Below are 21,266 nucleotides of genomic sequence, written 5' to 3'. Positions count from 1 at the left end.
ACACAGAGGAGTACAGCATGGATCTCATCTTGTGGCGACACGCAGAAGCGGAGCCGGGCGTTCCCGACCTCGAACGCGCCCTGACCGTCAAAGGCCAGAAACAGGCGCGCCGCATGGGCGAATGGCTGGCCTCGCAACTACCGGAAAATTGCCGTATCCTCGTCAGCCCCGCCCTGCGCACCCTGCAAACGGCGGAAGCGCTGGGGCGCAAGTTCAAGCTGATGCCGGAACTGGCGCCCGGCGCCGAGGCGGAAGACATCCTCAAGGCGGCCAACTGGCCCGGCGGCAAGGAAACCGTGCTCATCGTCGGCCACCAGCCCACGCTGGGCCAGGCGGCCGCCCTGCTGCTGACGGGAGAGGAGCAGGAATGGGAAATGCGCAAGGCCAGCGCATGGTGGTTTTCCCAACGTGACCCAGGCGACCCGATCAGCGTTTATTTAAAAGCCGTGATGGCGCATGATTTGGTTGTGAAATAAGGGTGGCGAAATCAGGCAGCGCAGCAGGAAATGCGCAAAAAGTGCGCTGGGACAAATACTAGCAGGAATTACAACACGGCAGCCTTGTAAAGCGCTGCCGATCTGCTAGAGTTTAATTGCATCAACTACGTGCTGGAGCGCCGCTCTGGTACATTGAGCAACCCAGCGGACAGCCGTCCAACGGCGGCTGAAAGACCATGTTAACCTTCCTCGTTTTTCTCTTCATCGCCATCTTCGCCGCCATCATCGGCTTCGTCGCCTTTGAACTGATCGAAGAAATGCGCGGCAGTCACCACAAGCTGATGGACCGCTACCACGAGTAGTGTTCACCTCGGCAATATCGAATGGCGCCAGCGACGGCCTACAGGCCCGTCCCTCGCGCCATCCTTGTTTTTACACTCCCGTTTTGAACTTCGTATAGATGCGCGTCATCAAGCGGCGAATATCGGCTGTGGTCGCTTCCGGCGCCGCCATGCGCTGCTTGTCCGCGTCCGACAGGAAGATGGCCTTGTTCTCGCCGATATCCTTGCGCACATATTTGATGCTGGCCGGATTCGGATTCGCATAGAACACCTTGTTGCTCAGGCTGGCATGCACTTGCGGGCGCAAAATGTAGTTGATGAACAGGTGCGCATTGGTCGGGTGCGGCGCGTCGGCCGGGATGGCCATGGTATCGAACATCAGGGCGGCCGTCTTCGGCACCAGCACCTGGATCACATTGCCGTTCTTCGCATCGATGGCGCGCTGGCGCGCGATATTGATGTCGCCCGACCAGCCCAGCGCTACGCAGACGGAACCGTTGGCCATGTCATTGATGTAGCCGGACGAACTGAACAGGGTCACGTAGGGGCGGATCGCCTGCAGCACCTTGCCTGCTTCCTGATAGTCGGCGGCCGCTTTCGAGTAGGCGGGCTTGCCCAGGTATTGCAGGGCGGCCGGCAGCACTTCCGACGGCGAGTCGAGGAAGGACACGCCGCACGATTTCAGCTTCGCCGCGTATTTCGGGTCGAAGATCAGGTCCCACGCATTGTCGGGCATGGCCATGCCGCCCAGCGCGGCCTTGACCTTGTTGACGTTGATGCCCACCGTCGTGTAGCCCCACAGCCAGTCGACCAGGTAATCGTTGTTCGGGTCGATCTTCGACAGCTTGGCCTGCAGGTTCTGGTCCAGGTTGCCCAAATTCGTCAGCTTGCTCTTGTCGAGTTTGCGCAGCAAGCCCGCATCGATCTGCAGGCGCGCCCACTGGGCCGTCGGCACGACGATGTCGTAGCCGGACTTGCCCGCCACCAGTTTCGCATTGAGGATTTCGTTATTGTCGAAAACGTCGTAGCGTACTTTGATGCCCGTTTCCTTCTCAAAATTCTTGATCGTATCGTCGCCGATATAGTCGGACCAGTTATAGATGTTCAGGACTTTCTCTTCCTGAGCCTGAGCTTGCGCAGACAAGGCCAGTGCGGCCGCCGCCAAGGCCAGTCCCACTCCAATGCGCCGCCCTGCTTGCCATGTGTTTGCCATCGTACCGCCTCCGGAATTAGTCAGAAAATAGTGACGATGATAGCAAGAAGGGCGCGATCAGGTCTACCCTGATCGCGCCCTTGCCTATCGCGCAGTATTACCGTGGCAGCTTACACCTTGTCCAGCCCCACCTGCGCGCCCGCAAACACCAGGTTGCCGTTCTGGGCGTCGATGCGGATTTCGTCTTTCGGGCCAAACTTGCCTTCCAGGATCAGCTTCGACAGCGGATTTTCGATCTGCTGCTGGATCGCCCGTTTCAAAGGACGGGCGCCATACACCGGGTCGTAGCCCGCTTCGGCGATTTGCTGCAGTGCCGCGTCCGTCAAGCTCAGCTGCATGTCCATGCGCGCCAGGCGTTCTTCGAGGATCTTCAGCTGGATCTTCGCGATCGCGCCGATGTTCTTCTCGTCGAGGCCGTGGAACACGACGATTTCGTCGATGCGGTTGACGAACTCGGGACGGAAGTGCGAGCGCACCTCGGCCATCACGGCCAGCTTCACGACACCGGGATCATCGCTTTCCATCGCCTGGATCTTGTGCGAACCCAGGTTCGAGGTCATGATGATGACGGTATTCTTGAAGTCCACCGTGCGGCCCTGGCCGTCCGTCATGCGTCCATCGTCGAGCACTTGCAGCAGCACGTTGAAGACGTCGGCATGCGCCTTTTCCACTTCATCGAGCAGGATCACGCTGTACGGCTTGCGGCGCACGGCTTCCGTCAGGTAGCCGCCCTCGTCGTAGCCCACGTAGCCCGGCGGCGCGCCGATCAATCGGGCCACGGAATGCTTCTCCATGAACTCGCTCATGTCGATGCGGATCATCGATTCTTCCGTATCGAACAGGAAGGTCGCCAGCGCCTTGCTCAATTCCGTCTTGCCGACGCCCGTTGGTCCCAGGAACATGAAGGAACCATATGGACGGTTCGGATCGCTCAAGCCGGCGCGCGAGCGGCGGATGGCGTCAGCCACGGCCGTGATCGCTTCATCCTGGCCCACGACGCGCTCATGCAGCTTCTCTTCGATGTGCAGCAGTTTGTCGCGCTCGCCCTGCATCATGCGCGACACGGGAATACCCGTCGCGCGCGACACCACTTCGGCGATCTCCTCGGCGCCCACTTCCGTGCGCAGCAGCTTCGGCTGATCCGGGTCGAGTTTCGGGATGCCGCTGTCAGCCTGCTTGAGCTGGGCTTCCAGCTGCGGCAGCTTGCCGTACTGCAGCTCCGACACCTTCTGCCAGTTACTCTCGCGCGTGGCCTGCTCCATCTGCAGCTTGACTTGCTCGATCTCTTCCTTGATGTGCGTACTGCCTTGCACCACGGCTTTTTCCGCCTTCAGGATTTCCTCGAAGTCATTGTATTCGCGCTGCAGCTTGACGATCTCTTCCTCGATCAAGGCCAGGCGGCGCAACGATGCTTCGTCCTTTTCCTTCTTGACGGCTTCGCGCTCGATTTTCAGCTGGATCAAACGGCGTTCCAGCTTGTCCATCACTTCCGGCTTGGAGTCGATCTCGATCTTGATCTTCGCCGCCGCTTCATCGATCAGGTCGATTGCCTTGTCGGGCAGGAAGCGGTCCGTGATATAGCGGTGCGACAGCTCGGCGGCGGCGATGATGGCCGCGTCCGTGATTTCCACCTTGTGGTGCAGCGCGTACTTGTCCTGCAAGCCGCGCAGGATGGCGATCGTCGCTTCCACGGTCGGCTCGTCGACGAGCACTTTCTGGAAGCGGCGCTCCAGCGCGGCATCCTTCTCGATGTACTTGCGATACTCGTCGAGCGTGGTGGCGCCCACGCAGTGCAGCTCGCCGCGCGCCAGCGCAGGTTTGAGCATATTGCCCGCGTCCATCGCGCCCTCGGCCTTGCCCGCGCCCACCATGGTGTGCATTTCGTCGATGAAGACGATGGTTTGGCCTTCATCCATGGCCAGTTCCTTCAGCACGGATTTCAGACGCTCCTCGAATTCGCCACGGAATTTCGCGCCGGCCAGCAAGGCGGCCATGTCCAACGAGAGTACGCGCTTGCCTTTCAAGGACTCGGGCACTTCGCCATTGACGATGCGCTGCGCCAGGCCTTCGACGATGGCCGTCTTGCCCACGCCCGGTTCGCCGATCAGCACGGGATTGTTCTTGCTGCGGCGCTGCAGGATCTGGATGGTGCGGCGGATTTCATCGTCGCGGCCGATGACAGGGTCGAGCTTGCCCTTGCGCGCCCGCTCCGTCAGGTCCAAGGTGTATTTTTTCAGGGCTTCGCGCTGGCCTTCGGCTTCTTGCGAATCGACCTTGTTGCCACCGCGCACAGCCTCGATGGCCGCTTCCAGGGCCTTGCGGGTCAGGCCGTTTTCGCGCGCCAGCTTGCCGCAATCGGACTTGTCGTCCGTCATGGCCAGCAAGACCATCTCGCTGGACACGAACTGGTCGCCCGCCTTTTGCGATTCCTTGTCGGCCAGGTTCAGCAGGGCCACGAATTCGCGGCTGACCTGCACGTCGCCGCCCGTGCCCGACACTTTCGGCAAGCGTTCGAGGGACGCGCCCAGGGCCTTCGACAGGCCGCCCACATTGACGCCGGCCCGCTGCAAGAGCGAGCGGGCGCCGCCGTCGTCCTGGTTCAACAGGGCCGTCAGCAGGTGGACTGGTTCGATATAGGGGTTGTCGTTGCCCACGGCCAAGCTTTGCGCATCGGCCAGGGCTTCCTGTAATTTGGTAGTGAGTTTGTCTTGTCGCATGAAAAGCGCTCCCGGTTAATTAGTTGTTAACCAAATTGGGGTGAGGCAGTACTTTTCAAGCATACACAAAGCAGAAATCCGCTGCACTTGGGCAAATGCTAGCGTGCGCGGCAACTACACTTCAGACGGGGCCGGCTTTCGACGCCCATTTGTCCAGCGCCGTCTCGTCGCTGTCGCGCGCATCGACCCAGCGCGCGCCTTCCGGCGTGTCTTCCTTCTTCCAGAACGGTGCTTCCGTCTTCAGGTAATCGATGATGAACTCGCAGGCGGCAAAGGCCTCGCCCCGGTGGGCGGACGAGACCGCCACCAGCACGATCTGCTCCTGCGGCAGCAAGGGTCCCACGCGGTGGATCACCAGTGCGCCAGACAGGGGCCAGCGGCCCCGCGCCTGCTCGACGATCGCTTCGATGGACTTTTCCGTCATGCCCGGATAGTGCTCGAGCTCCATGGCGGCCACGTCCAGCCCCTCGTTCATGTCGCGCACCGTGCCGACAAAGCCGACGATGGCGCCCACCTTGGGGTTGCCTGCACGCAATTGTGCGATTTCTTGACTCAAGTCAAAATCAGCTTGCTGGACGCGGACGCTGGTACTCATTTGGCATGCCCTCCGATACGGCGCAGCAAGGTTTCGATGCGGCTGGCCGTGCGCGCATCGGTGGCCGCGGCAATCGCGCACAGCTGCATCAGCTGCGACACTTGCGTAAGCGGCTTCTGGCCCGATTTCAGCGACGATTGCAGCACTTCCACCTGCATTTTCAGGCGGTCGCGGGCAAATTCGGCGCCGCTGTCGACACCGGCGACGATTTCCAGGCGCAAGACTTCCTCGAGCAAGCGTGCCTGGTTACCTTGCAATTGCTGCACGTAGGCGGCAGCGCCCTCGCCCAGCGCGGCCTGGGCGACGGCAAAGCGCTGCTGCAGGCTGCGTTCGTACTGGACGTCGAGCGGCGGCAAGGCGCTCCAGCGTTCGGACCAGGTGACCGCATCGGCGCTGGCGTCGCCCTCGGCCAGTGCGGCTTCCAGCGATTGCACCAGGCGCAGCTTGTCGCGCAGGGCGTTGGCCTGGGCCGCGCCGGCCCGTTCGGCGATGGCATCCGCTTGCGCTTGCACGCCGGCCACGGCCGCCTGGTAGCGCTGCTCGATCTTCGCTTCGCTGGCGCGCGGCACGGGACCGGTGGCGTTCCAGGCGGCGCGCGTGTCGCGCAGCAAGTGGTTGATGAAGGATGTGCGGGTTTTGTCGTCGCCCTCGGGCACGACGGCCGTTTCCAGCGCGGCGCACAGCGCTTCGCGCGCATGCAGGTGTTCGCGGCGCTCGTGGTCTGCCGCGTGGGCCGTTTCCTTGCGCCTGGCGAAGATATCGTCGCAGGCGGCGCGGAAACGCTGCCACAGCGCCTGTTCCGCGCGGCGCTCCAGCGGCAGGGCTTTCGCCAGTTCCTGCCATTTATCCTGCAAGGCTTTCAGCATGTCGACGGTGTTGCGCTCGGACGGCTTGAGCAAGCCCACTTCGACGATCAATTGTTCGCGGCGCGCCGTCTCGATCTGGCGCTGCGTGTCAAGCGGCTTCGACAGGGCGTCCAGCGCGGCGCCGAATTCCGCATCCAGGCGTTTCTTTTCCTTGCGGTCGATGGTGCCCAGGCGCGTCCACGCCTGGCGCAAGCGCTGCGAGCTTGACGCGACGTGTTTCCAGTCGGTGCTCTCTTCGGCCGCCAGGGCCGCCGTTTCCGCGATCAGTTCCTGGGCCTTGGCCGCATTGCCGTGGCGCTCTTCGGCCAATTGCTTGAAATGCTGGGCCGCTGGCGCATACGCCACGCTGCAGGCCGCATCAAAACGTTCCCACAGGGATTTCGGTGCCGGACCGGACAGGGTGTCGAGCGACTTCCAGCGCTCGCGCAGACTGCCCACTTTCTTGGCCAGCTCGGCCATTGGCAATTCTTGCGCCGGCAATTCCTCGCCCGCCTTGACCAGTTCCTCGCGCGACACGTTGCCGCCCCAGCGCGCCCAGTCGGCCAGACGCTTGAATTCTCCGCGCACATGGGCCAGGCGATCCGCTTGCGCAGGCGTCAATCGGCCGTGCTTGCTATCACGCAAGGTCTTGTCATGCTCGGAAGCCACGTGCAACAAGCCATCCTGCAGGGCCGCTTCCATGGCGTCAAGCACCTTGAAGAATTGCTCCGTCGCTTCTTTCGACACGGGCGCGTGCTCCTGGCGCGGCTTGCGCAGTACAGGTACAGGCTCGGCATGGGCCGCTGCGGCATCTGGCGCCGCCGACTGCACGGGCGCCGGCGCGCTGACCAGCAGGGCCGCAAATTGCTGCTGCAGGCTGTCGGACAACGGCGACTCGGGCAGGCGCGGCAGGGCTTGCCATGCGCGTTTCAAGGTATCCGCATCGAGGGTAGCGGCGTCCTGCGCCTGCCATTCCGCCAGCGCGGCCTGGCGCGCGTCGAACACGGCCTGGTGTTGCTGCAGCGCTTGCAGGGCGGACTGTGCCTGCTCGCGCGCCTGCGTAAAATCGCTTTCCAGGTGTTTCGGCAAGGAGCCGCGCTCGGGCGATTGCGCATGCTGCGCATGTTCCGCGTCCAGGCGGGCCAGCGCCTGCGCCAGCTCGCCGGCGGACTGGCCATTGCTGGCCAGCGCGCGCGCTGCGCCGACGGCGTCGATCACGGCGCGCTGCAGCACCACTTGCGCTTCCAGGCGGGCGGCCAGCGCAGCGCGTGCGGCGGCAAACGCCGTTGCCAGCTCGGGCGTGGCCTTGATGACTTGCCATTGGCGGTCCAATTCGGCTACCTGGTTGGGGCTCAGCTTGTCATCGCTCAACAGGCGCTCGGCCGTGGCGATGCTGGACTGGGCGCGTTGCGTCTCGGCAGCCTGGTGGCGGATCAGGTCGATGCGGCCCTGCACCAGCTTGGCAACGCGGCGGTCCGTGTTGCGCATGGCGTGGTGGACTTTTTCCAGCAGGGGCAAGGCATGGACGTGTTCAGCCGCGATCAGGCGGGCATCGGCAAATTCGCTGGACACGATGAATTCAAAGGCGGCGGCTTCGTCACCGGCCACGGCATGGGCACGCGCAACCTGTTCGGCGCGGCGCGATGCGCTCTGCGCCGAGGCGGCGGCCTGTTCTGCCACGACAGGATCGGGTACGGCAGTCTTGCTGGCAGAACGCTTGAAGAGAAATTCGAACATGACGGGTTTCGCGTGGATCAAAACCACCATCATAACAAAGCCCGGGGTATTGCATCGGACAGGGCTGAACAAGTTATCAAATGAATAAAGCCAATCTTTTCCCTATATTTTCCCCCTATGACGGCGCGCCAGTCAGCATCACAAAAACACCCCCGGCAGATACTGCCTGGCGGGGTGTGCGCTCGCTACCCGTTCAAGCCTGCGCGCGCAGCGGCTGCCGCGGCACGGGCGGCGCGGACGCGGCGCCATCCGCTGCCGTTTCAGCGCTGCCGTCGGCTGCCTGCAAGGGCGTTGACAAAGGCGCTGGCAAGGGTGCTGGCAAAACAAAGGGCAGCACTTGCGCCCTGCCACGACGCGCTTCCCGCGCGCGCGCATCGTGGGCGAGGAACTGGTAGGCGATGGCAAACCACGCTTCGCCCACGATGACCTTGCGCGCCAGCGCGAACAGCTCGCGCTCTTCTTTTTCCAGGCGCTGCAGCAAGACCGCGCAAAAGGCGTCGATGGCGGCGCACAGCTGTTCGGCCTGCAATTCGGAATGGTCGATGGCGGCACCGGCGCGCTGCTGCACGACATTGATGCTTTCCAGTGCTGCATGGTTCAAGCCATTGATTTCATTCAACAGACCATCGGCATCGGGCGCGGCCTGGCGGATGGCAGGAATCAGGTACATCTCCAGCTTGCGCCAGTAGCCCCCCTGGTACAGCCGGTTCAGCCAGTCGCCCGCGTACTGCAGTTGCGCCAGGCTGAGCTGGCTCTGGTGGCGCAGCTGCACATGCATGTATTTCTGAAAAGCTAACAAGCTCATGCGGATGCTGGCCTGCTCCACCGACAGGGAAACCAATATATATGTTGCCGTAAGCATGCACTCACTCCCGAAAACGCGCTGGATATGTCATCCTGGAAGTGAAAGTGTAAAGACTACCGACAGGGGGCGGTTTGATCCTGCACAAACCCGCGACGGGACCCCTGCGCTTTTTTCAGGACTCGCGCAGGCCGATATGCAGGTTGACGACGCCAGGCTCTTCCGACGGCGTGACTTCGCCGCCAAAGCTTTTCACCAGCCGCTGCATGCCCTTGTTGCGCGCCATCGCCTCGCCCACCAGCGCTTCCGTGCCGCGGCTACGGAAGTAATCGACCAGCTTCTCGAACAGGATGTGGCCCAGTCCCTTGCCCTTCAGGGCCGAGCGCACGGCGATGGCGAAATCGGCGTGGATATTGTCCGGATCGGCCACGGCGCGCACCACGCCCAGGGTTTCCGGCTTGCCGTCCGGCCCCGTGTGCGTGGCGATGAAGGCCATGGCGCGGTCGTAATCGATCTGCGTCAGGCGCGCCAGCTGCGACACGGGCAACTCGCGCATGGACGTGAAGAAGCGCAGGCGCACGTCGTCCGGGTCCAGCGCGTGAAACAGGTCCATGTGCTGCGGCGCGTCCTCGGGGCGGATGGGGCGCAGCAGGATCGACTGGTCCATCCACGTCACCTGCTCTTCCAGCTCCTGCGGGTACGGGCGGATGGCCAGGCGGTCGCGCTGCTGGCCCGGCTGCAGGCGGATGCGCGCGTCGAGGGCGATCACGCCGTCTGCGTCGGCCACCAGCGGGTTGATGTCGAGTTCGGCCAGTTCGCCGATATCAGCCACCAGTTCGGCCACCTGGATCAGGGTGTAGCAGATGGCGTCGATGTCGGCCGGCGGCTGGTTGCGGTAGCCGGCCAGCAGTTTCGACACGCGCGTGCGCGCCAGCATGTCGCGCGCCAGCACCATGTTCAGCGGCGGCAGGCCGATGGCGTGATCGGCCGTCACTTCCACGGCGATGCCGCCCTGCCCCACCAGGATGACGGGGCCGAAGGCGGCGTCCGTGGTGACGCCGACGATCAATTCATGCGATTGCGGCCGGCGCGCCATCTGCTGCACGGTAAAACCGTCGATCAGCGCGTCGGGACGCATGCGGCGCACGCGCTTGAGCATGGCGGCGGCGGCCGTGCGCAGGATGTCGGGCGTGTCGAGGTCGAGCGCGACGCCGCCCACGTCGGATTTGTGGGCGATGTCGGGCGAATGGATTTTCAGCGCCACCGGGTAGCCGATGTCCGCCGCCACGGCCAGCGCCTCTTCCACGTCGGCCGCCATGCGCGTGGTGGCGACGGGAATGCCGTAGGCGGCCAAAATCTCTTTCGAGCGACATTCGCCGAGCACCGTCTGGCCAGCGGCCAGCGCGGCGGCAACGATTTCGCGCACCCTGGCGCGGCGCGGCGTGGCCGACATGGGCAGCTGCGCCGGCACCTGCATCAGGGTTTCCTGGTTGCGCCGGTATTGCACGATTTGCATGAAGCCATGCACGGCCTTTTCCGGCGTGTCGTAGGTGGGAATCCCGGCCCGGTTGAAGACCTGGCGCGCGGGCGCCACGGTGGTCCCGCCCAAGAGGCACGACAGCACCGTGCGCGAGGTGGCCTTGATCAGCGGCGTGACGGCTTCGGCGATGTCGATCGACGAGACCATGGCCGTGGGCGCGTGCAGCAGCAGCAAGGCGTCCGCCTGCGGCTCGTCGAGCAGCGGCTTGATGGCATCGGCATAGCGCTGTACGGCCGCGTCGCCGGGCAAGCCCACGGGGTTGTCGTGCGACCAGCCCCGTGGCAGCGCCTTTTCCAGCGCAATGACGGTATCGGGCGAGAGTTCGGCCAGTTTGCCGCCGCTGCTCACCAGCGCATCGGTGGCCATCACGCCCAGGCCGCCGCCGTTGCACAGGATCGCCAGGCGCTCGCCGCGCTGCGAACGGATATGCGTGAGGGTTTCCACGGCATCGAACAGCTCCTCGGCCGAATACACGCGCAGCATGCCGGCGCGGCGGATGGCCGCGTCGTACACGGCGTCGGAACCGGCCAGCGCGCCCGTATGCCAGGCCGCCATGGCCGCGCCTTCCGCCTCGCGCCCCGCTTTCAGCACGATGACGGGTTTGCTGCGCGCGGCCGCCCGCGCCGCCGACATGAATTTGCGCGCCGCCTGGATGTCTTCCATGTACAGCAGGATGGCGGCCGTGTCGATGTCGCCGGCCAGGTAATCGAGCAAGTCGCCGAAATCGATATCGTAGCTGGCACCGAGCGAAATGAACTTGGAAAAGCCCACGCCATGCGCGTTGGCCCAATCGAGCACGCCCGACACCAGCGCCCCCGATTGCGAGACGAAGGCGATCTTTCCGCTGGTCGCACCGACATGGGCAAAGCTGGCGTTCAAGCCCAGTTTAGGCACCAGCAACCCCATGCTGTTGGGGCCGAGGATACGCAGCAAATGCGGTTTTGCCGCCTTCAGCATGGCCAGGCGCAGCGACTGCTCACGCACGGGGTCGAGGCCCGACGTCATGACGATGGCCGCGCGCGTGCCCAGCGCGCCCAGTTCGCGGATCATGGCCGCGATGGTGGCCGGCGGCGTGCAGATGATGGCCAGGTCCGGCGCCTTCGGCAAGTGCGCCAGCTTGCGGTAGCATTTCAGGCCCATCAGCTCGTCGTACTTGGGATTGACGGGCCAAATCTCTCCTTGGTAACCGCCGCCCAGCAGGTTGTACAGGGCGATGGCGCCCAGCTTGCGTTCGCGCGCCGTGGCGCCGATCAGGGCCACCGAGGCCGGCTTGAACAGCTTGTCGAGATTACGGATACTCATGTTCTGGCCTCATGGATTGCCGGAGCGGCTACGCGCCAGTGTAAAGGATGCATTGCCAAAAAAACTTGACCTTGTCACGCGTTTCGCAAAAAACAATGCGCCTACCAGCGCGAGCGGTGGCTTTCCGTTACCCCGGCCAGCTGCGCCACGATGCGCTTGGGCGACTCCGCGCTGGTGCGCACCCAGCCGCTGAAAGTGCCGATGGGCTGGATGTAGCGGCTGGCGGCGATCCACAGGTTTTTATCCTCGCGGCGCGCGCCTTCCGGCTTGAAGTGCAGGTCCAGCAGATCGTCGTCCGTCCACACATGCCACGGCGCCAGCGGGTTGTCGGGGTTGAAGTCGAAATGCGCGCGGCCAAGCGGATACAGCTGGCCATCGAGCCACAGCGCGTTTTCATGCGCGCCGAAATAGCCGGCCTGCAGATTGAAACCCAGGTCCAGGCTGTGCGCCGAGGCCCAGCGCCATTCCGTTTCGCGCGCCAGCAAGCCGTTCGAATAATCGAAGCTGGCCACGCCGTCGTCCAGGCTGTAGCCCATGGCGCCGCAGCGCACGGTGCCCCACAAGGGCAAGCCGCCCGACTTTTGCGTCGCATGCACGCTGCCGCCCTCGCCCACAGGACCCACGGCCAGCAAGGTGGGTGCCACGGGCGGGCCGAATTCCGCATCGATGCCGAAATGGCCGCAATCGAGCAGCAAACGGTAGCGCTGCTGGGGCTGGGCTTCGATGCTGATTTTTTGCGAGAAAAACCGGAAATGGCTGCAGCCAGCAGCATGCGGCGCCACGGTAGCGCTCAAGCCCGGCACGCCATCCTGCGAAAAACTGGCCACGATCTTGCCCTTGTGGCGGTCGAAGGCATACGCGAAGGCCGTGCTGGTCCAGCCCAGGTCGACGATGGCCACGCCGCAAAACAGGGTGGGCGTGGACAGGGCCACGTAGTGCCAGCGCTTGTGGTGAAACAGCCGCCAGAAGGCGCCGCGCGCGTGCGGTGGCGCCAGCGCGGCCCAGTCAAAGGCGTTCAATTGCCCCGTGTAGCGGCCAAAACGGGGCTGACCGTCAGCGTCGAGCAGCGCGGGCGGAGCCGGTGGCAGCATCATGCGGCCCGCCTTGCGGCAGCATCGCCGTCGTGCAGGGCCTCGGCCAGCTGCTGGCCAAATAGCGCCGGCTGCGCCTGCGCAATATCAATATCGGGACAGACATGCCAGAGCGCCAGCCGCTGCACGGCGCCTGCCACGTCCTGCACCAGGCGGGCACTGACGCGCACGCCCACTTCCAGCACCAGCGACTTGATCTCGAAACGCCCCTGCGCGCGGTGCGCCTTGGCGTCCAGCCGCCCCACGAGCGCGCCGCGCCGCAGGATCGGCAAGGTGAAATAACCATACCGGCGTTTTTCAGCGGGCGTGTAGCATTCGAGCCGGTAGTCAAAGCCGAACAATTCCAGCGCGCGGCGCCGGTCCCACACGACGGGATCGAACGGCGACAAAATCGTCGTCAGGGTGGGCGCCAGCTTGCCTGCGGCCGCGTCGCGCGCCAATTGCGCATGGTCCGCATGCACGTACACGGCGTCAATCCAGCCATCGACCGTGCAGCGCAGCAGCGCGCCCTCGTCCACCAGCGCCTGCAAGTCGTGCGCCAGGCTGACGCGCGACTGTTTCGTGCGAAAGTAGTCGCTGATCCAGCTGGCCCGCGCCAGCCCCAGCGCCTTCACGCTGGCCAGCAGCAGGCGCCGGCGCACCTGTTCTTCCGGCGGCAGCAAGCCGTCGTGCCAGCCTGGCAGCACCCTTTCGGCCAAGTCGTAATAGCGCTGGAACTGATGGCGCTTGGCGATCATCAGCACGCCCGAGGTAAACAGCACTTCGAGCGAGCGCTTTTCCGGCTTCCAGCTCCACCAGCCGCCCGCCTGGCCATCCGTGCGCTCGAAGTCGGCCGAGCGCACGGCGCCGTTGACGCGGATATGTTCCAGCACCGACGCGACGGCATCACCCTGCTCGGCCATCCATTTGACCGAGTATTTCCAGCCCATGGCGGCCGGGTCCAGCATGCGGTGGCGGTACAAGCCATAGTCTTCGATCGGCACGAAGCACGCTTCATGCGCCCAGTACTCGAACAGCACGCCCTCGGCCAGCAGCTGCTCCAGCCACGGCTGCGGATAGTCGCCCAGGCGGCTCCACAGCACCAGGTACGGGCTGCGCGCCACCACGTGGATGGTGTCGATCTGCAGCACGCCCATCTGCCGCACGGCGGCCAGCACGTCAGCCTTGACGGCCTTCTTGCGGCGCGCCTGCAGCAAGCCCTGCGCGGCCAGGTGCAAGGCGCGCGCGGCGGGCAGCGAAAGCGGCGGGAGTGTCGGTGTGGCGGGCGAAATCGGCAAGGTCAGTTCTTCCTCAAAAAAGGGGACGCGCAGTCGGCAGGCATTTCAGGAAGATACCGCATTCCCGTCGCGCGCCACGCATTTCTTCCTGAATTTTATTCATGCTATCACCCATTCTTATTCATCTTGCGCACCAGCATAGTGCAAAAAACCCGGACTACATGAACAGTTGACGACAAGTCCACGAGACCTCTTGACATGCCTCATGCGCTTCTATAACTTAAGAAAATTATTGCCATACGGCAATTAAAACTGCTCCCCCATCTTTGCCCGCCCTACCCCTCCTTGCCGCCCCTGGCCGCAAGGCGCTGCGGTGACGCTGCAGCATGCGCAACACCATCGGCGGGGATGCGGAGACGGCCAGCCTGACCAATCTTGCATAATCAATAAAAACAAGGAAGATAGCATGCACACATCCCTGCTTCGGCCCCGGCGGCACCAAGCCGGCTTTATCCACTTTTCCATGCGACGCTTGCCGCTGGCCCTGGCCCTGCTGCTGGCCGCATGCGGCGGTGGCGGTGGCGGCGGCGACAACCCGGCCACGCCCGCCATGGCGCAGCGCCTGCTGGCGCAAACGTCGGCGGAAACGGCGCTGACGCCCGTCGCCGCCACGGCCAGTTCGGCGGAACGGGGCGATCTGTCAGCCAGCGCCGCGATCGACCGCAACGACAGCACGCGCTGGGGCAGCGGCTTTAGCGACAACGAATATCTGACCCTCGATTTCGGCACTTCGCAGCGCATCACCCGCGTGCATATCGCCTGGGAAAACGCGCACGCCAGCGCCTACCTGCTGCAGGTATCGGATGACAATACGCACTGGAGCACCATCCAGAACGTCAGCGACAGCAAGGGCGGCATCGAGGACATCACGGGGTTCGACGCGCAAGGCCGCTACCTGCGCATGCAGGGCGTCAAACGCGCGGGCCAGTACGGTTACTCCATCTTTGAAATCCAGGCATTTTCGGGTACGCCCGTCCTGCCGCCCGTGACGCCGCCCGTCACCGAACCGCCTCCGGTCACCATCGATCCGGGCCAGCCCGGCGTGGATATCCGCCCCGTGGCCGCCACTTCCTCGCCCGTGGAAAACAACGGCATGTCGGCCGCCATGGCGATCGACGGCAAGACGGGCACGCGCTGGGCCAGCAAGTTCGAGGACGGCGCCTGGATCCAGTTCGACTTCGGCGCGAAGACGCCCGTCGGCTACATGAAGCTGCTGTGGGAAAACGCATACGGCAAGCAGTACGCGCTGCAAGTGTCCGACGACGGCCAGACATGGTCGCAAGTGCGCTATGTCAGCAATGGCCACGGCGGCACCGAGGAATTCTTCAACCTGGGCGTGAACGCCCGCTACATCCGCCTGCAGGGCGTGGCGCGCGCCACGCAGTATGGCTACTCGCTGCTGGAAGTGAGCTTCAAGACGCCGGGCAGCGACAACAGCCTGCCGTCGACTGCGACGTCGGCCTTGAAATTCCCCGCCAACGGCACCGGCTGGACACCGCTGCCGGCCGCCGCCCAGCCGCTGGAAAGCCTGCAATTCACCCTGGCCGACGGCACCCTGGTGACGCGCTTCGGCGCGCGCGGCCTGGCGCGCCATGGCCGCGAACGGGGCGAGGAGTGGAATGAAATCGGCTACGGCCCGAATGAAACGGTCGATCCCGTCACGGGCCTGCCGCAAGACAAGGGGCCGGGCAACTACCTGACTTTCGTGCCGCAGTACTTCAAGAACCGCACCTGGGGTGTGGAAATCATCGACAACAGCCGTGTACGCGGCGTCACCAAGCCCACCTTGATCGTCAACCAGTACACCACCGTCGACTTCCTGTCCGGCGGCGTGGCCTTCTTCCGCGGCTTCGACCGCCCTGGCGTAACGGGCTACGGCTGGATGTCGCCCGGCGAACTGGTGGACCGCAATGTCCCCGCCTGCAAGCCGATGGCCTACCCGGCCAATGATCGCCTGACGAACGCCAACGGCATCAACGGCGCCTGCACCCTGCTGATCAAGGAATACCCGGGCCATGGCGGCCTCGATGTGGGCGGCATGCCGAATGGCACGGACGTCAAGGCGCGCGCGCTGACGGCGGGCGACATCATCGAAGTGTCGCCATCGATGTTTTCCACCGCCGCCTCGATGGCATCGAAAGGCGATGATGGTGGCATCCGCTACTACTCGTACGAATGGACGTATGTGGTGGGCGCAGGATTGCGGCCGTGGTATGGCGTGCAGCCGCGCCTCAATTCCGTGCCGCTGCCGGAAGAAACGCTGTCGGGCGGCCTCGGTTCCGTGTCATATAACTACTCGGACAACGCCCTGTTCATGTTCCAGCAGCCGCACAACAATATCGGCATGCAGAACATGCAGCGCTTCGTCGAAGGCCGCCGCCTGGTGCACACGAACTTCACCACCGGCGAGCATAACGAAGGCGGCAACGACCGCTACGCGCCCGCCGTCGGCCTGCAGGGACAGCGCTACGGGCAGTCGGCGTGCATCGCCTGCCACGTCAACAATGGCCGCAGCCCCGCGCCGATGGCCCTGAACCAGCGCCTCGACACGATGGCCGTGCGCGTCGCCAGCATCAATGCGGCGGGCCAGCAGGTGCCGCACCCGCAATACGGCACGGCGATCCAGATGAATGCCGTCGCGCCATCCGGCGTGCCGCAAAACTGGGGCAACAGCGTCAGCGTGGGCGGCTTTACGGTACGCAAGACGGCCCTGGCCGATGGCACGCAGGTCGAACTGCGCAAACCAACCTTGGCCTTCGAAGGCCCCGTGCCGCAAGTCGTCTCGCTGCGCGCGGCGCCGCCGATGATCGGCACGGGCTTGCTGGAAGCCGTGCCGGAAGCCGATATCCTGGCGCGCGCCCGCAGCACGCCGGATGCCGACGGCGTCAAGGGCGTGCCCAACTATGTGTATGAACCAGAGACGGGCGCCGTGCGCCTGGGCCGCTTCGGCTGGAAGGCATCGAAAGCCACCTTGCGCCACCAGGCCGCCGACGCGCTGCTGCTGGACATGGCCGTCACTTCTCCCGTGTACCGCAACCGCGCCTGCATGGCCGGACCGGTGGCTTGCGCGGCGGGCGGCGCCCAGCCCGGCATCTCGGAAGCGGACCTGCAGTCGATCACGCAATACCTGGCCCTGGTGGCCGTGCCGGCGCAGCGCAGCATCGCCAGCGGTTTTCCGAAAGGCGTGGCACCGATCGAGGAACTCAAGGTCGACCCGCAGCAGGTTGCCGCCGGCTCGAAGCTGTTCCAGGGCATGCGCTGCGCTGCCTGCCACACGGTGGAAATGAAGACGGGCGCGGGCCACCTGTTTGCAGAGTTACGCAACCAGACCATCCGTCCCTACACCGACCTGCTGCTGCACGACATGGGCCCCGAACTGGCCGACACCTTCACGGAAGGCCAGGCGCAAGGCAGTATGTGGCGCACGGCGCCCCTGTGGGGTATCGGCTACACGGAAAAAGTCATGGGCAATGGCGGCAAGGCTGGCTACCTGCACGACGGCCGCGCGCGCAGCCTGACGGAAGCGATCCTGTGGCACGGCGGCGAAGGAACAAAAGCGCGCCAGCGTTTCGAGAACCTGTCGAAGACGGACCGCGATGCGCTGCTGGCTTTCCTGAAGTCGTTGTAAACTCGGTCTACACGCCTTGCGCTGGCGGGGCCGTCATGGAAACACGACCGTCACCGCCAGCCCCCGGTTTTGCACGCCGGCGCCGAGGATGATGTCGGCACCATGCCGCTCGGCGATGCGGCGCACGATGGACAGGCCCAGGCCGCTGCCAGGCAGCTGCCCGCCGCCCAGGCGCACAAAACGCTCGAACGCGCGCGCGTGCAGTTCCTCGGCGATGCCCGGACCGGAATCGGCCACGCGCAGGTAGCTGCGCCCCGCTTCCACGCCGCAACTGATCACGACACAGCCTGGCGCCGGCGTATAGCGCAGCGCATTGTCGACCAGGTTACGCAACAGCATCTGCAGGCTGTCTGCATGCAGCGCGCACGGCGCCGGCGCCATGATCACGCTCAGCGACAGCTGATACTGCCGGCTCGATTGCTGCCACTGCGCAGCCTGCCCGGCCAGCAGGTCGGCCAGGTCCCCCGCGCACAAGTCGGCCGCCGCGCCCGACTGCGGATCGAGCTGCGCCAGCGCCAGCAACTGGTTGACGAGGCGCGTGGCGCGCTCCACGCTGGCGCCCAGGGCGGCAATGAATTCCTCGCGTTCAGCCTCGCTGCGGGCCCGCTGCAGTACTTGCAGATTGGTCTTGATGGCGGCCAGCGGCGTGCGCAGCTCGTGCGCCGCATCGGCCGTGAAGCGCTGCTCATTGTCGCGGCTTTGCCGCACCCTGCCGAACAGACGGTTTATTTCCAGCAGCAGCGGATGCAGCTCGGTGGGCGCGCCAGCCAGCCTGACGTCGGCCAGTTCATCGGGCGTGCGCGCCGACACTTCCCCGGCGGACGCCTGCAGCACGCGAAACACGCGGTGGATGCTCCACCAGATGGCGATGGTGGCCAGCGCCACCAGCAGCAGGCCGAACACGGCGATGCGGTAAAAGAAGCCGCGGCTGATGTCGTCGCGGTGGCTGGTCGGCTCGGCCACCAGCAGTTGCAGGGTACGCTGCGGGTCCCACAACGAAAACAATCGCCAGCGCTGGCCGCCGATGCTGGTCCACGACAGGCCGTCCGGCGCGCTGCGCGACAGGGCGATGTCGGTCGCCGCGTCATTGCGGTACAGCACGCGCTGCTGCGCGTCGCGCACCTTGAACAGCAAATACTGGTGGGGATTCGGCTGGCCGCGCAGCGGCAGGTCGATGGGTCCCGTCAAGCCGTGTTGGCGCGCATCCTTTTCCACCAGCGACAGCAGCAGATGGCCCGTCTCGATCAGCGACTGGTCGAACAATTCCTGGCTTTCACGGCGCGCTTCCACGTACACGATGGCGGCGCTGCCCACCCACAGGGCCAGGGTCAGTCCCAGCAGCACGGCCAGCAAGGTGCGCCGCAGCGACCAGGTTTTCACGCCGCCGCCAGCCGTTAAGAATCTCTTAAGAACTTCTGCGCAAGATCCGGAGCGAAATATTTTTTGGGTAGCCATGGCCGCAATTGTAAATGATTCTTATTGCGTCAATGATTCCCATTAGCTTGCACCAGCAACATCAACCAATAACTCATCCACCATCAGGAGTTTGCATGTCCAACAGCACCCGCCGCGCGCGCCTGCCGCGTCCCACCACCCTGGCCCTGGCCTTGGCCGCCCTGTCCTGCCTGCCAGCGCACGCCCAGACGGGCACGCCGGCCAGCATGCCCGAAGTGGTGGTGTCCGCCTCCGGTTTCGAGCAGGATATCAAGCAGGCGCCGGCTTCTATCACCGTGCTGACGCGTGAAGAGCTGTCGAAGGAGCGCTTCGGCAACCTGACGCAGGCACTGGAAAGCGTGGAAGGCATCGACGTGGGTGCGGCGGGCGACAAGACGGGCGGCATGAACATCAGCATCCGCGGCATGCCCAGCGACTACACCCTGGTGCTGATCGACGGACGCCGCCAGAACGCGGCCGGCAATGTCACGCCGAACGGCTTCGGCGGCACGCAGACGAGCTTCATGCCGCCGCTGGCCGCCATCGAGCGCATCGAGATCATCCGCGGCCCCATGTCGACCCTGTACGGCTCGGACGCCATGGGCGGCGTGATCAACATCATCACGCGCAAGGTGGGCAAGCAGTGGATGGGCTCTATCTCGGCTGACTACACCGTGCAGGAAGAATCCGATTTCGGCGACGTGAAAAACGGCCGCTTCTACCTGAGCGGTCCCATCGCCACCGACCTGCTGGGCCTGTCCTTGCGCGGCAGCAAGCAGCGCCGCGATGCGGCCAACATCCGCTACAACGACGCGGCCGGTGGGGAAAATGTGCCGAGCATGGGCGCCAACCCCGTGCGCGCGGACATTGAAAACTTTGGCGCGCGCCTGGCCTTCACGCCAAACCGCTACCACACCGTCATCCTCGACGCCGACGCAGGCCGCCAGACCTACGACAATTCGAAGAAGCAGCTGGGCACCCTGGGCTTGCAAGGCGGCTACGGTCCCGAGCAGAAATACAACCGCGACCAGTGGACCCTGTCGCACACGGGCCGCTTCGGCTTCGGCACCCTGGACAGCAGCTACATGGTGAACAAGACGGAAACCCTGGGCCGCACGATTCCGCCAGGCACGCCGGGCGCCGTGGCCGGCAGTGCGCGCACCCTGGAAGTGGAAAGCCAGGTGTTCGACACCAAATTGGTCATGCCATTAGGTAAGCACATGGCGACCGTCGGCGCGCAATGGTGGAAAGCGGAAATGACGGATGGCGTGGCGCCGAAGAAATTCGAATTCACGCAAAAAGCCCTGTTCGTGGAAGACGAATGGCAGGTGCTGGAGAACGTCGCCCTGACCTTCGGCGCCCGTTATGACGATCACAGCATCTTCGGCGGCCAGACCAGCCCCCGCGCCTATGCCGTATGGAACGCGACGCCACGCTGGACCGTCAAGGGCGGCGTCAGCAAGGGCTACAAGACGCCGCGCGTCGAACAACTGTCGCCAGGCATCAACGGTTTCGGCGGCCAGGGCACGATTCCCCTCGTCGGCAGCCCGAACCTGAAGCCGGAAACGAGCACGACCACGGAAATCGGCGCCTACTTCGACAACCTTGCCGGCTGGACGGCCAGCGGTTCCCTGTTCAACAATGAGTTCAAGGACAAGATCACGACGGGCACCGGCCTCGTCAATTGCGACTATCGCCCTTCGCCGAACCGTCCCGGCTGCGTCAGCTTCGGCAACTGGCCCAACGTCGATGCGTTTGGCCAATCCGTCAACGTGGATGAGGCCGTCACACGCGGCGTCGAGCTGAACACGCGCTTCCCACTGGGCAAGACCTTGTCGGCCAGCGCCAACTATACGTACACGGAAAGCGAACAGAAGAGCGGCAGCAACGCCGGCAAGCCGCTGAGCGACACGCCCAAGCACGCCGTCAACGCGCGCCTGAGCTGGGATATTTCGCGCGAATGGAACGGCTGGCTGCGCGCCGAGTACCGCAGCGAGCGCTTCCGCGATCCGGGCACCTCGGCTTCCACGCGCGCCGCCAAGGCCGCGCTGGGCGACTACAAGGGCTACACCATGCTGCACCTGGGCAGCAGCTACCAGTTGAACAAGCGCGTCACCCTGAACGCGGCCGTGTACAACCTGCTCAACAAGGACTTCATCGACTACCAGCCATACCGTGGTTCATCGGCGCCGACCTTGACCTACGCCAACCGCTATGTCAACAGCCTGGACGGCCGCCGCCTGTGGCTGTCGGCGACTGTCGATTTCTGATGATATGACGCATCATTAGCGTTAACATCGAACGGGC

13 protein-coding genes are annotated in these 21,266 nt (G+C 64.5%); 4 read left to right on the top strand and 9 right to left on the bottom strand.

Translation table 11 applies throughout. The annotated features are described in order from the left end of the window. The first annotated feature begins 17 nt into the window (after positions 1–17). Complete coding sequence (gene sixA / locus AC3IQ7_RS11405; protein ID WP_489209614.1) at positions 18–476, top strand: phosphohistidine phosphatase SixA; 459 nt, start codon at positions 18–20, stop codon at positions 474–476. Between the two features lie 197 nt (positions 477–673). Continuing rightward, on the top strand, positions 674–799 hold the full coding sequence (locus AC3IQ7_RS11400; protein WP_254926692.1) for a hypothetical protein: 126 nt from the start codon (positions 674–676) through the stop codon (positions 797–799). Between the two features lie 70 nt (positions 800–869). Here the strand turns inward: AC3IQ7_RS11400 and AC3IQ7_RS11395 are convergent, their stop codons facing one another. The 8 genes from AC3IQ7_RS11395 to AC3IQ7_RS11360 form a co-directional block, all read right to left on the bottom strand. After that, complete coding sequence (locus AC3IQ7_RS11395) at positions 870–1,991, bottom strand: polyamine ABC transporter substrate-binding protein (protein WP_322428136.1); 1,122 nt, start codon at positions 1,989–1,991, stop codon at positions 870–872. A gap of 110 nt (positions 1,992–2,101) precedes the next feature. Beyond that, the gene (gene clpB / locus AC3IQ7_RS11390) at positions 2,102–4,708 is read right to left on the bottom strand and encodes an ATP-dependent chaperone ClpB (RefSeq protein ID WP_489209612.1); all 2,607 of its coding nucleotides are present in this window, start codon (positions 4,706–4,708) and stop codon (positions 2,102–2,104) included. A gap of 121 nt (positions 4,709–4,829) precedes the next feature. Continuing rightward, entirely contained in the window at positions 4,830–5,303 is a 474-nt protein-coding gene (gene moaE / locus AC3IQ7_RS11385; protein ID WP_099380137.1) for a molybdopterin synthase catalytic subunit MoaE, read from the bottom strand. Continuing rightward, a complete protein-coding gene (locus tag AC3IQ7_RS11380) occupies positions 5,300–7,885 on the bottom strand; it encodes a DUF349 domain-containing protein (protein WP_489209609.1) in 2,586 nt (861 codons plus the stop codon). The genes moaE and AC3IQ7_RS11380 overlap by 4 nt, the downstream gene beginning before the upstream one ends. A 193-nt stretch (positions 7,886–8,078) precedes the next feature. Beyond that, positions 8,079–8,747 carry a hypothetical protein gene (locus tag AC3IQ7_RS11375; RefSeq protein WP_489209608.1) on the bottom strand — a complete coding sequence of 223 codons (669 nt, stop codon included), beginning with the start codon at positions 8,745–8,747 and terminating at the stop codon, positions 8,079–8,081. A gap of 115 nt (positions 8,748–8,862) precedes the next feature. Further along, positions 8,863–11,529 (bottom strand): bifunctional acetate--CoA ligase family protein/GNAT family N-acetyltransferase, encoded by a 2,667-nt coding sequence (locus AC3IQ7_RS11370; RefSeq protein WP_199534488.1) that lies wholly within the window; start codon positions 11,527–11,529, stop codon positions 8,863–8,865. Positions 11,530–11,630: 101 nt separating this feature from the next. Further along, on the bottom strand, positions 11,631–12,623 hold the full coding sequence (locus AC3IQ7_RS11365) for a DUF2804 domain-containing protein (protein WP_099380139.1): 993 nt from the start codon (positions 12,621–12,623) through the stop codon (positions 11,631–11,633). Next, positions 12,620–13,897, bottom strand: coding sequence for a winged helix-turn-helix domain-containing protein (locus AC3IQ7_RS11360; RefSeq protein ID WP_489209606.1), 1,278 nt, complete (start codon positions 13,895–13,897; stop codon positions 12,620–12,622). Before AC3IQ7_RS11360 ends, AC3IQ7_RS11365 begins: the two co-directional genes overlap by 4 nt. A gap of 406 nt (positions 13,898–14,303) precedes the next feature. On the opposite strand from AC3IQ7_RS11360, the gene AC3IQ7_RS11355 reads away from it, so the two are divergent. Then, positions 14,304–17,525 (top strand): di-heme oxidoredictase family protein, encoded by a 3,222-nt coding sequence (locus AC3IQ7_RS11355; protein ID WP_489209604.1) that lies wholly within the window; start codon positions 14,304–14,306, stop codon positions 17,523–17,525. A 33-nt stretch (positions 17,526–17,558) separates the two neighbouring features. Here the strand turns inward: AC3IQ7_RS11355 and AC3IQ7_RS11350 are convergent, their stop codons facing one another. Beyond that, positions 17,559–18,905 (bottom strand): sensor histidine kinase, encoded by a 1,347-nt coding sequence (locus tag AC3IQ7_RS11350; RefSeq protein ID WP_489209602.1) that lies wholly within the window; start codon positions 18,903–18,905, stop codon positions 17,559–17,561. A gap of 170 nt (positions 18,906–19,075) precedes the next feature. Here AC3IQ7_RS11350 and AC3IQ7_RS11345 point away from each other — a divergent pair, with 170 nt between their 5' ends. Beyond that, positions 19,076–21,229, top strand: coding sequence for a TonB-dependent receptor domain-containing protein (locus AC3IQ7_RS11345; protein ID WP_489209600.1), 2,154 nt, complete (start codon positions 19,076–19,078; stop codon positions 21,227–21,229). Positions 21,230–21,266: the final 37 nt, after the last annotated feature.

This window comes from Janthinobacterium sp. GL_088 (genome assembly GCF_057837845.1).
The sequence above is the reverse complement of the archived record's forward strand: the minus strand, read 5'-3'. Positions and strand labels throughout refer to the sequence as shown.